The sequence below is a fragment of the Phyllobacterium sp. genome (assembly GCF_037994405.1).
GTDB lineage: Bacteria > Pseudomonadota > Alphaproteobacteria > Rhizobiales > Rhizobiaceae > Phyllobacterium.
The window spans coordinates 1-11,678 of sequence record NZ_JBBNAN010000064.1; the positions used below are offsets into that span (position 1 = coordinate 1).

Sequence of the window (11,678 nt, forward strand, 5' to 3'; positions counted from 1 at the left end):
GATCAATAGCCAACGGGTTATGTGTTCCGATGCCGAATGGCCACGACGTGCTTTTCAGAACGCTCGCCGATCCGACTAGGCGGGCTCTCTTCGAACGACTGTGCCGCGAAGGAGAGCAGACTGTCGGTGCCCTGACGGCTCGGGCCGGGGTCTCGCAACCGGCCGTCTCAAAGCATCTCGGGGTCCTGAAGCAGGCGGGACTGGTACGCGACCGCCATGAAGGTCGCCAGACGCACTATAGCGCGCAGCTCGGCGCCTTGGCCCCGCTGATCGACTGGACAAGCCAGATGGCCGGGTTCTGGAAAACCCGGTTCGACCACCTCGAAGATCTACTCAAAAGGATGGATCAATGAACGAAACGTCGACCGAAACGCGCTCCGTCGTTGTCGCACGGGAGGTACCTTATCCGCCGGAAAGGATCTGGCGCGCGCTCACGCAACCACACCTGATCGAGGAGTGGCTCATGAAGAACGACTTCAAGCCGGTCGAGGGCCACCGCTTCAATCTTCGCGGAGACTGGGGCGGCGTGTTGGACTGCGAGGTCCTCGCCATCGAGCCGAACAAAACGCTGTCCTACACCTGGAATTTTACGCACGACGATGCGGTCTACAATCTGAGGAGTGTGGTGACCTTTACTCTCACCCCAACGAGCACGGGCACTCACCTGCGCATGGAGCAGTCGGGCTTCCGGCCGGATCAGAAGCAAGCCCACGGGGGCGCCAAGGTCGGGTGGCAGCAGTTCTTTGCAAACCTGGAGCAGGTCTTGGCGCGGATGGAATAAGGCCGCCGCTAAGCGGGTCGCTCCACCCGCTTTGGCTCGTCTTCAGAGGAGGTCCCAATGAATTGGAACAAGTGTATTCGGCAGATCCACCGCTGGCTGTCCATTGCCTTTACTGTAACCGTCATCGCCAACTTCGTCGCCATGGGGCTGGGGGAGCCTCCCGCCTGGGTGGTCTACTCGCCACTGCTCCCGCTCTTCCTGCTGCTGTTTACCGGCCTGTACATGTTCGTGTTGCCGTATACCGCCAAGTGGCGCAGCGCGCGACACACCGGTGAATGGTAGTGAACGCCATGGCCGGCAAGACATCCAAGACCTCGGCGAAGGCCGCCGCTAAGCCGGCGGCCGCGAAGCCGACCCTCCTCTCAGGCGGCAACCCTCAGATCGCGAAGGGCTACGGCGACGCCCCCGTTCAGGCCTACATCGCGGCCATGCCGGGCTGGAAAAGCGATGTCGGGCGCCGCCTCGACGCGCTCATCGTGGGCACCGTCCCCGGCGTGCACAAGGCGGTGAAATGGAACACGCCCCTCTACGGCGTCGAGGGCCAAGGCTGGTTCCTCAGTTTCCATTGCTTCACGAAGTACATCAAGGTGGCCTTCTTCCGCGGCGCGTCACTGCGTCCTATCCCCCCCGGCGAGTCCAAGCAAAAGGACGTGCGCTACCTCGACATCCACGAGGACGACCAGCTCGACGAAACTCAGCTCGACGACTGGGTGAAGCAAGCCAGCCAATTGCCCGGCGAACGAATGTGAGCGGCCAGTGCGGGCGTGAGGGACGCCAAGCTTCAGCCCTCCCGTACTAGCGATTCTGATGTGACGGACGAACGACAACCACCAAGGAGAAGGCGACAACCACCATGGAGAAGAGCAAAAGCGGCCCGAAGCAAGGAGAAGGAGGAAAATCTCCCTCCCAGCTGATAGATGCGAGAATCCAGGAGCTGAGCGATTGGCGGGGCGAGACGCTCGCTCGGGTCCGAATTCTCATCAAGCAGGCCGAGCCCGACGTGGTCGAGGAGTGGAAGTGGAGAGGGGTTCCGGTGTGGTCGCACGCCGGAATCATCTGCACCGGTGAGACGTACAAGAATGTCGTGAAGATGACCTTCGCCAAGGGCGCCGCGTTGGAGGACCCTTCAGGCCTCTTCAACTCCAGCCTCGAAGGCAACACCAGGCGCGCCATCGATTTCCATGAGGGCGAAAAAATTGATGAAGAGGCGTTAAAGGCGCTTATTCGCGCCGCCGCGGCACTGAACACGTCCGCGCGATCTCAGAAAAGACCAAGGAGCACTTGAGGAGCCGGCCAGGGCTGGTTCCTCGCGGCAGGGTCCTTCAAGGCCTACCTTAAGTTGGTCCCCGAACGCGGACCGTCCTCGATCATCGTCTGCAGCTACGCCGTCTTGTCAGCCAAGACCGCCCGTGTTTCCAGGTGCCCAGCAAAACCGAGATTGAGATTGCGGTTGCGGTTGGGTAAGCCGAGATGAGTTGAGGGTCGGGCGAGGCTTCCTGCACCCGTCGAGGAGATGTGCAAATCCGGCTTGAGCCATAGCCGAACCGCCTATTCAGCGTTGCCAGCAAAGGCCGAGCATCGATCCTCGACGAGGGCAATCACCTTGTCTTGTGTAGTCTTCGCCGCCTCGGATTCAGCCGCGAATGCTGGCAGATGCAGCGTCTTGACACGCGCAGCGAGCCGCTGGGTGATCTCGCCGACGGCCGCCTCGGCGTCGCCGACCGTCAGACCGATCGTTCGGGCCAGCGCGAGGAAGTCGTGGCGGGTCAGGCGATCATCCTTGCCGTTCAGCTTCAGGGCCATCCGATCACCGCCAAGGCCTGGGAAGACGCGCGTGGTGACAGCGTCGTAGAGCGGGGCGAAACGCACCGTCGTGAAAGCTTTCGCTTCTGCCTCCGACGTCTTGAGCATCGCAAGGTTTTTCAGATGCATATCGCCATCGGCAATCAACCAGGCGAAGACGGCGCGACGGAACAGGATGTCGAGGTCCGCCGCGGGATCGGTCGAAAGCGGGCGCAGGCCCCGCGCCATGCGCTCGATCGTGCCATCATATTTTGCCGAAGCTGGAAGGTCCAAGATGGAGCAGAAGTCCTCCATCGCCAGACGACGGTCGTCCTGAGGGCCGCGCCGGATATCGAACCGCTCGACGACCAACGCTGGCGCCATGGCGTCGGGCATCTCGATCAGGGCCGCGGCGGGCACCTCGAACCCCGCCGCGCGACCAAGCTCTAGGCATAGCCATTCCACGATCGGCAGCATCTCGAATCCCGCTGTCCCTGCAGGCTTGAGAATGTGGGTGAAGGGCTGGTCGATGGCCGGAACGAGAGCGCCATCCGGGGTCAGGCACATCGGCGCCTTGATCTGGACGCCCGACAGGCGTGGCGTTTCGGCGCGCGCGAAGATGCGCGCCAGGTTCTGCTCGAAGGTCTCCTCGATCTCGCCGCGCGCCGGTCCGGCGTAAACGCCTGTGAAGCGGCCCGCGTCGAGGAAGCTGGTGAGTGTGGTGGTGAGCACATCGGCGGGCAGCGCGGCCAACTCATCGCGGTCCTCGACGATGACGATGTTGGACATATAGCGTCGGCCACGCCGCAGCGCCTCGCGTTCGTCGCGTTCATGGAGGACCTGGGCAAGCCATCCCTCCGGCAGCAACGACTCGATGAACGCCGGCAGCTTGCCCGGCGTCGTCTCGCGGACCAGCGCCGGACCAACCCGTCTCTGAGCCTTCCAGCGCCATTCGAAACCGTCATGGGTCAGGCGGCCCAGAGGTTCGCCGTGCCAGGCGACCAGAAGATCGAGCGCTGCCTTGTTGACGGGGGCCTTGGCCGCGCCGGGCTGGGCCAACAGGAAGCGTTCAGCGCCTTCTCCTTCGCGATACCATTCATTCTCGCGCGCCAGTGCCCAGACAGCGTCAGCCGCCGCGCGTGGCGTTCCATGCTCCTCCACCAACCGGGCGGCCATCCGGGCGCGCATTTCGACGGTGACGGCGCTGGCGTGTTCGCTTCGCAGGCGGAAGGCTTCGAGGAAGCGTTGGCGTGGTGAAGACGCGGCGACGCGCAGCTCTCCCAGATCGTCGCCAATCACCGCGATCGCCGTCGAGGGGTGCGCCGGGGCTTGGTTCTGAACGATCTCGAGCGTGCGCAGCCGCGTGCGCTGGTTGCGGCGACCACTGATGAACAGGCGTCCGTCTGGCGTGGGCGCGAGCAGAACCGCGCTTGCGGACGAGAGATAGGCGTTAGGATAGAGATAGTGGGCGATGCGGACGGCATGCCCCAGGATGCTTGCCTCAGCGTCGCCGTCATGATCGACATAGACGCCGCGGACGAGCTGGATCAGCTCTCCAGCCTGCGCACGCTGATGCGCCTGCTTGGCATCGATCGTTTCTCCCACAAGATGGATAGACACAGGATTATCCCGCATTTCAGATGCGCGTTAATCGCACGTGTCTGGAGATCAGTCAAGCATTATCACGCATCTGAAATGCGCGATAATTCTCGGCTTCTCGTTAGCTATTGGCCGTCAGCGCTACGAGGTAGGGAAATATCACCGTAACGACCGCTCCACATTCAGCCTGTCTGGCAATCTCATCCGGGGTTGTCTTGCGCTGGCGCAACGCTTCCTGAAGGCCTTGGATCGCCACGCACAGTCCGATCTTATTCCGGTATCGGAAGCAGTCGGCGATCGTCTTCGCGACCCCGAAGACCTTGACAAACACCCCTTCGATGGGATGGGTTTCGACATTCTCGGAAAGCAGGCCATCGGCAAATCGCACCAGACGAATTGGCGTACCACCGGATTTCGGAGCCCAGTCTTTCTGGCCGATGGCCAGCCATACCTGACTAAACATCATATAACCAATTGAAATTGCTTGCAAATTTATTCTGGCGGCGAGAAAACTCCGGCACCCGGCACGTCAAAATGCTACGCTTTTGAATTTAAAGGGAAAATCGCCCGTGAAAAATTTTTTGAGGTTTCGCCAACTATCGGGACCAATTGGACGATTTTTACACCTCTCGGCATCCAGCGACGCGCACGAATTAGCCTCTAAAGTACCGTCATCAAACTCATATGGAGCACTTTTCGCGAACGCAAATAGCGTTTCCTGCCATCGTGGTGAGGAACCAACTTTTCGGGCAAATGCACGGGCAGCCCAATGCCTGATCCCGGTTCGATCACGCCAGACCGGCCATTTGCACGATACAATCGCCACGTTGAACGAGGGCGGGGTGCCGCAAGCACACAATGATCCCATCATTGATCGCGTATTTCCTAGACCCCTCCGATTTTGCTGGAGCTCCGCTTCCCTTACGCATACCGGTAGGCATGAGAAAGCCACTTAAAAACCGGAGGGATCTTTTTGCACACGAAGTACACTACTCCGCGGCCATTGCCCTCTGTGGTGCCAGTTCTTCAATCGCCTCTCCGTGGTGGTCATCTTTCGTTGGCTTGATCCGGAACCACACTGCGTACAGAGCTGGAAGGAAGAGCAGGATCATCACGGTGCCTGCAGCCGTTCCGCCAATCAACGTATAGGCCATCGATCCCCAGAACACCGAATGAGTTAAGGGTATGAAGGCGAGAATGGCAGCCAGTGCAGTTAGGATGACAGGGCGCGTCCGCTGCACCGTCGCTTCAATAACGGCGTGATAGTCATCGAGACCGGCAGCTTGATTTTCCTTGATTTGTTCTGTCAGGATCAACGTGTTGCGCATGAGGATACCTGCCAATCCTATCAACCCGAGAATGGCGTTGAAGCCGAAAGGCTGATTGAAGAGAAGCAACGTCGGGACCACCCCGGCAAGTCCGAGTGGCGCAGTCAACATGACCATCGTCATCGTTGACAAGCTGCGAACCTGGAGGATGATGACGATCAACATGGCTGCAATCATGGCCGGAAATATCTTGACGAGTGCGACATTGGCTTTGAGGGATTCCTCGATGTTGCCGCCCATTTCGATGCGGTACCCGACGGGGAGCGATGCGATCAGTGGCTGTAGTGCCTTCATGACCTGCTGTGAGACCTCGGGCGGTTGTGACGCCTCGTTGATGTCAGAGCGTACCGTAATCACTGGCGTGCGGTCGCGGCGTTTCAGGATCGGCTCCTCAAACCGGATCTCGGAATGGCCGATCTGATCAAGGGGGACCTGACGGCCATCCCTGCTCATAAGCGAGAAATCGCCCAGCCTTGAAGGATCAAGCCGGTTGTCACCTGCGCTACGTGCGACAACGGGGACGTTGCGGATGTTGTCGCGCACTTGGGTGACAGGGACGCCGCTAAGCAGCAACTGCATCTGCTGGGCTGCCTCAGAGGGTGAGAGACCGATCAGATTGAGCCGATCCTGGTCGGGGACAAACTGCAGCACCGGAGTTCGGTTGCCCCAATCCCGGTTGGCCTGTCGGACATCTGGAACCCTTTTCATGATAGCAAGAGCCTGCTCGGAGATTTTGTAAAGTTCATCCGGATCCGGTCCCATGACCCGAAACTCGACCGGAAATGGCGTATAGGGCCCAAAGACAAGCTGCGTTACGCGCACGGACGCCTCAGGAACAAGCCCGTCCGAAACGGCGGCTCGTAGGCGGTGCTTCAAAGCCTCGCGTGCGTGCGCATCGGGGGTGAGCACAACGACCTTGGCGAAGGCAGGGTCGGGCAATTCAGGTGCCATGGCAAAGAAGAAGCGGGGCGCACCCTGCCCTACATAGCTGGTGACAATTTTTGCTTCCGGCTGAGTTTGCAGCCAGCCCTCGACTTTCTCCACTGCAGCTGTCGTGGTCTCGATGCTTGTGCCTTCGGGCATGCGAACTTCGACCAGCACTTCAGGCCGATCCGATGTCGGGAAGAACTGCTGTTTTACACCTCCCATCCCCATGACCGAGACAGCCATCGTGATGCCGACCACGGCGCATACCATGAATTTATGGCGAACCGCGAACTCGATGAGGGAGCGCAGGCGACGATAGTTCGGCGTATCATAGATGGTGTGATGTCCACCTTCGACGGGCTTGATGTCAGGCAGCAACTTGACGCCGAGGTACGGGGTAAAGATCACTGCAACAAACCACGAAACGATCAGTGCGAAGCCGACGACCCAGAAAATGTTGCCGGCATATTCACCTGCAGTCGATCTTGCAAAGCCCACGGGCATCAGGCCAATGATTGTGACGAGGGTGCCGGACAGCATCGGCGCTGCCGTATGGCTCCACGCATAAGCGGCCGCCTTGATGCGGTCCATGCCCTCCTCCATCTTCACCACCATCACCTCAATGGCAATGATGGCATCGTCCACGAGGAGGCCCAGCGCAAGGATCAACGCGCCGAGTGTGATACGATCGAAGAACCGGCCGGTTTCCAGCATGATGAGGAAGACGACGGCGAGCGTCAGCGGTACGGCAAGCGCGACAACGATGCCGACGCGCCAGCCGAGGGCAACCAGGCTCACGAACAGTACTACGCCAAGCGCCATTTCGAACTTGAGCATGAATTCGCTGACCGCCTCGTCGATGTTAATGGCCTGATCGCTGACTTTGGTGAGCGTCATGCCCAGCGGAAGTGTCTGCGCGATCGCGGCGGATCGCACTTCAAGCGCCTTGCCGAGATCAAGACCATTCCAGCCCTGTTGCATTACGGCACCCAGCATGATTGTGGGCTCGCCCTCATGGCGGATGACGTAGGTCGCCGGATCTTCATACCCGCGCCGAATATCCGCCAAGTCGGAAAGTTTTAGAGTGCGTCCAGCCGCTACGATCGGCGTATCGGCAATCGCCTGCACGCTGTTATAGGCTCCGTCGAAACGGATAAAGACCTGTGGCCCACGCGTGTCGATGGAGCCGGCGGGCGTGACTGTATTCTGTCTCTGCAAAGCTGCGGCGATATCGGTTGCCGATATTCCAAGTGTCGCGAGCTTGGCATAGGAAAAGTCAACGAAGATCTGTTCGGGGCGCTCTCCCAGAATGTTGATTTTCTTGACACCCGGAACGTGCAGGAGATCCTGACGGATGACCTCCGCCTGTCGCACGAGGTCGCGCATCGGCATCCCCTTTGCCTTCAGTGCATAAAGACCGAAGCTCACATCGGAATATTCATCGTTGACGAAGGGACCAATGACGCCTGGAGGGAGATTTCGGGCTTCGTCGCTAAGCTTCTTGCGAGCCTGATAGAACTCTTCTTCGACGGCGGCGGGCGGCATGCTATCTTTCAAAGTCACCGTGAGGAAGGCGTAGCCAGGACGCGTTATCGTTTCGACACGATCATACCAGGTGAGTTCCTGGATGCGCTTCTCAAGTGGCTCAGCGACAAGATCCTGCATTTCACGCGCAGTGGCACCTGGCCAGACTGAAGTGACTGTCAGGGTCTTGATGGTGAAGGAAGGATCCTCGGCGCGTCCCAGCTTGACGAAGGCGTAGACGCCTGCAGCCGCCAACAGAACAATAAAGAATAAGGTAACGGCGCGTTCGCGAACCGCGAGGGCTGAGAGATTGAAGCTCATTATTTTGTCACCTCTTGCTGCAAGACGGTCCTAACGGATGTACCATTTTCCAGCAGATGTGCGCCCAGAGCGACAACCTTCTCACCAATGCCAATACCGGTGATAAATGCCGTCTCCTCGCTGATCCGTTTAATTTCGACTGGCGTGAACTTCACGGTGGAAGTGGCACCGTTGACAACCCAAACACCTGTCCGGCTACCGTCGTCCAGGATGGAACCTACCGGAACAGCGACCTCCGACTGCCTGTGCGCGTCCAGGATTTTAATCGTCACCGTCGAACCGAGCGGGGCAGAGGCGGCGGCGCCATCGAGAACATAGCGCGCCTCGTAAGTACGGGTTTGCGGATCGGCGGCATCGGAGATCTGTCGCAAGCGGGCCTTTCCGCTGAGACCGTCGCCTCCGTAGACACTTGCCTGCGCTTCGGATCCTATATCGGGCCGCAAAGTCTCAGGTAGCCAAACAACGGCTTCCCGAGGCCCAGCCTGCGCGAGTTGAACGACCGTCTGGCCCGCTGTCACGACCTGTCCGGGGTCTCCAAGCGTTGCGACGACTGTTCCATCCGAATCTGCAAGAAGAACCGTATAGGTGGCTGCATTTTCTGCGACCTTGGCGTCAGCTTCAGCCGCGGCAAGCTGGGCCGAGGCCGTGTCGAGGGCGGCTTTCGCCTGTTCATATCGCTGTGGGGTGGCAGCCAATCCATTTTTTACCAGTGCGGCATAGCGTTTCTCATCTGCTTGTACCTGGATCAGGACAGCACGCGCTGCGATGACCGTATTGCGCTTCGCTGTAAGCGCGAGTTGGAGATCGGTTTCATCGATGCGCATCAGGGCCTGGCCTTGCCTCACCTGTTGACCCACATCGACCATCCGCTGGACGATCTTACCCGGAACCCGAAACCCGAGATTGCTCTGTACTCGCGAAGCGACATTTCCGGTAAACGACCGTTCCGCCGTTCCAGTCTTTTTCGCCTCGGCCACCCTTACGAGCGGTGCAACCGTCCTCGGATCTGCAGCTTCGGCTTTCCGTTCGGTGGTTTCGGACACCAGGAAAATGGCAGCGGCTGCCGCCACTCCCAGGAGACCCACAAAAGTCAGGACGTATTTGCGTTTCATTTTACATTCTCTACTTGACGAGCGATCTGCACAAATTAGATTGCGATCTAAATCTATTTACGCTATAGATGTCAAATGAAATCTAACAGGAGGTCGAAATGAGAGTGAGCCGCGCACAGGCTGAGGAAAATCGGGAAACCGTAATCAACGTCGCGAGCCGTCTCTTTCGAGAGCATGGCTTCGATGGAATTGGCCTGAAGGATCTGATGAAGGGTGCTGGCCTTACGCAAGGCGGGTTCTATAAACAGTTCTTGTCTAAGGACCACCTTGCTGCACTGGCATCAAGACGCGCGATGGAAAGCGCCACACGCAGATGGTCGACAGCTGCAGCGACAAGTTCCGATCCCCTCGAAGCAGTCATGGAGTTCTACCTCTCACCCGGACATCGTGGGGAAAAGGCCGACGGCTGCCCATTGGTGGCGTTGGGAGCCGACGCGGCGCGGCAAATTGAAGAGGTCAGGCGTCCATTTGAGGATGGAATACGGGCTCACTTTGAGGTCCTGGATGAACTGATGGACGAAGCCAAGAGCTCCAATCCCAGCGGCAAGGCAATGGCGATATTGTCTCTGATGGTGGGTGCTGTCACGTTATCGCGCCTTATTGAGGAAGAGAATCTATCGCGAGGGGTTCTGGACGCAGCCGCCGGGGAAGTCAGACGTATTGCAAGCGGTGAAGATGGACGAACGAACTGACCGGCGCGAGCACCGGACGAACCGGTGATTGAAGACTGCCTTTAACCGTTCCTGTTTTTCCCAACACCAGACCTACGACCGGCAGGCCAACCGACATTTTCGAAACGCAATCCAGCACTAAGAAAGAAGTAATTTCCATGAACAAGACCAATCTTGGCGTCGCCCTGGTGACGGGGGCATCCACCGGCATCGGGCAAGCAACGGCCGCGGCCCTGCAGAACGCGGGCTTTCGCGTGTTCGGAACCAGCCGTCGTGCCGTCGCCCAGAGGAGCGACGGCGTTACCATGCTGACTTGCGACGTGACCGACGACGCGCCCGTGGCGAAACTGGTTGACGACGTGCTGGCCGAGGCCGGGCGCATCGATCTGCTTGTCAATAATGCTGGCATGGGTCTGCTTGGTGGCGCGGAGGAGTCCTCGATGGCCCAGGCCCAGGCGCTGTTCGACGTGAACGTCTTCGGCGTTTTCCGCGTGACCAACGCGGTGTTGCCGGCAATGCGACGCCAAAGAAAGGGCAGAATCGTTAATTTGAGTTCGGTACAGGGGTTCATCCCCGCTCCCTATTTCGCGCTTTACTCATCGACCAAACATGCCATTGAGGGTTATTCCGAATCGCTCGATCACGAATTGCGCTCGTTCGGCATTCGCGTTTCGTTAGTGGAGCCCGCCTATACCCGTACGTCATTCGAGGCCAATCTCGCCGCCCCCGATCAGTTGCTTGATATCTATAACTCTGCGCGGGCTAGCATGACTATAACCGTTCGGAAATCGATGGAAAAAGGCGACGCGCGCGAAGTAGTAGCCAAGACCGTTTTGGCGGCTGCGACCGATCCCGCTCCGAAGAGGCGCTATGCGGCCGGAAAAATGGCACGTCAGGTCAGTTTTCTGCGCCGTTTCGTCCCCGCATCCGCATTCGACAAGAGCCTGCGAAAGCAGCTCGGGTTGCCGGTCTGATGTCGACATCGACGACATCCTGTTCTGTTCGATGAGGCAGGCGTTGTGAGCGCATTTCAGGAGATGATACTTTTGGCGAAACGACCTCCCTGAAGATCGGAATCATTGGCGCCGGAAATATTGACGCCAGGTTGGCGCGAAAGCTTGCCGCCAGCGGCCATGAGGTCAAGCTCGCCAATTCGAAGGGGCCAGACACCGTCCGCGATCTTGCCCGCGATATCGGTGCTACCGCTGTTTCGAAGCAGGAGGCCGCGCAGGACGTCGTGGGGATCGTTCTTTCGATCCCCGTTCGCAAAGTACTCCGATCTCGCCAGCCTCTTCAACGAGTTCCGAATCCGTGACGTCGGCTTCGGCATTCCAGATCCGCCGAGATAAAGCGGATCGATCGCGAACTCGACACGCTTCTCGACCTTATTCTCAAGGGTGGCGCTGCTGACAAGATCAACGCGAAGATGGTGGCACTCGAACGCCGCAAAAAGGAGCTTAAGGCGTTTCTCGATAACGAGGAGGAGCCTCCTCCCCTGCTTCATCCCAACCTGACGAAGTATCATGAGGAGATCGCTGGTCTTCACGATCGGCTTGGCAACGAGGAGACCCGGGCACAGGCGGCCGATAAGCTCCGCATGCTGGTCAGCCGAATCGAGCTTGTACCCAATGGT

At 59.0% G+C, this 11,678-nt stretch carries 11 protein-coding genes and 2 pseudogenes; 9 read left to right on the forward strand and 4 right to left on the reverse strand.

Translation table 11 applies throughout. From position 1 onward, the window contains the following. The first annotated feature begins 29 nt into the window (after positions 1-29). The 5 genes from AAAC48_RS03860 (at position 30) to AAAC48_RS03880 (ending at position 2,066) form a co-directional block, all read left to right on the forward strand. Positions 30-353 carry a metalloregulator ArsR/SmtB family transcription factor gene (locus AAAC48_RS03860; RefSeq protein ID WP_340652915.1) on the forward strand — a complete coding sequence of 108 codons (324 nt, stop codon included), beginning with the start codon at positions 30-32 and terminating at the stop codon, positions 351-353. Then, on the forward strand, positions 350-781 hold the full coding sequence (locus tag AAAC48_RS03865) for an SRPBCC domain-containing protein (protein ID WP_340652905.1): 432 nt from the start codon (positions 350-352) through the stop codon (positions 779-781). The genes AAAC48_RS03860 and AAAC48_RS03865 overlap by 4 nt, the downstream gene beginning before the upstream one ends. A 57-nt stretch (positions 782-838) precedes the next feature. Next, positions 839-1,063: a hypothetical protein gene (locus AAAC48_RS03870; RefSeq protein WP_340652906.1), complete on the forward strand. Its 225-nt coding sequence runs from the start codon at positions 839-841 to the stop codon at positions 1,061-1,063. Between the two features lie 8 nt (positions 1,064-1,071). Continuing rightward, a complete protein-coding gene (locus AAAC48_RS03875; protein WP_340652907.1) occupies positions 1,072-1,530 on the forward strand; it encodes a DUF1801 domain-containing protein in 459 nt (152 codons plus the stop codon). Between the two features lie 104 nt (positions 1,531-1,634). After that, positions 1,635-2,066, forward strand: coding sequence for a DUF1801 domain-containing protein (locus AAAC48_RS03880; RefSeq protein ID WP_340652908.1), 432 nt, complete (start codon positions 1,635-1,637; stop codon positions 2,064-2,066). 263 nt (positions 2,067-2,329) lie between these two features. Here AAAC48_RS03880 and AAAC48_RS03885 read toward each other — a convergent pair whose 3' ends face one another. The 4 genes and pseudogenes from AAAC48_RS03885 to AAAC48_RS03900 all read right to left on the reverse strand — a co-directional run bounded on the left by AAAC48_RS03885 (position 2,330) and on the right by AAAC48_RS03900 (position 9,374). After that, complete coding sequence (locus tag AAAC48_RS03885) at positions 2,330-4,198, reverse strand: type II toxin-antitoxin system HipA family toxin (RefSeq protein ID WP_340652909.1); 1,869 nt, start codon at positions 4,196-4,198, stop codon at positions 2,330-2,332. Positions 4,199-4,283: 85 nt separating this feature from the next. After that, positions 4,284-4,616, reverse strand: a pseudogene (locus AAAC48_RS03890) (transcriptional regulator); the annotation flags it as partial. 535 nt (positions 4,617-5,151) lie between these two features. After that, a complete protein-coding gene (locus AAAC48_RS03895) occupies positions 5,152-8,262 on the reverse strand; it encodes an efflux RND transporter permease subunit (RefSeq protein WP_340652910.1) in 3,111 nt (1,036 codons plus the stop codon). After that, positions 8,262-9,374 (reverse strand): efflux RND transporter periplasmic adaptor subunit, encoded by a 1,113-nt coding sequence (locus AAAC48_RS03900; protein ID WP_340652911.1) that lies wholly within the window; start codon positions 9,372-9,374, stop codon positions 8,262-8,264. The genes AAAC48_RS03895 and AAAC48_RS03900 overlap by 1 nt, the downstream gene beginning before the upstream one ends. A 98-nt stretch (positions 9,375-9,472) precedes the next feature. Between AAAC48_RS03900 and AAAC48_RS03905 the strand changes: the two genes are divergently transcribed. From AAAC48_RS03905 to AAAC48_RS03920, 4 genes and pseudogenes are all read left to right on the forward strand, one after another. Further along, positions 9,473-10,066 carry a TetR/AcrR family transcriptional regulator gene (locus AAAC48_RS03905; RefSeq protein ID WP_340652912.1) on the forward strand — a complete coding sequence of 198 codons (594 nt, stop codon included), beginning with the start codon at positions 9,473-9,475 and terminating at the stop codon, positions 10,064-10,066. Positions 10,067-10,203: 137 nt separating this feature from the next. Further along, positions 10,204-11,019 (forward strand): oxidoreductase, encoded by an 816-nt coding sequence (locus AAAC48_RS03910; protein ID WP_340652913.1) that lies wholly within the window; start codon positions 10,204-10,206, stop codon positions 11,017-11,019. 131 nt (positions 11,020-11,150) lie between these two features. Further along, the gene (locus AAAC48_RS03915) at positions 11,151-11,360 is read left to right on the forward strand and encodes an NAD(P)-binding domain-containing protein (protein WP_340652914.1); all 210 of its coding nucleotides are present in this window, start codon (positions 11,151-11,153) and stop codon (positions 11,358-11,360) included. A 111-nt stretch (positions 11,361-11,471) separates the two neighbouring features. Next, positions 11,472-11,678, forward strand: a pseudogene (locus AAAC48_RS03920) (recombinase family protein); the annotation flags it as partial.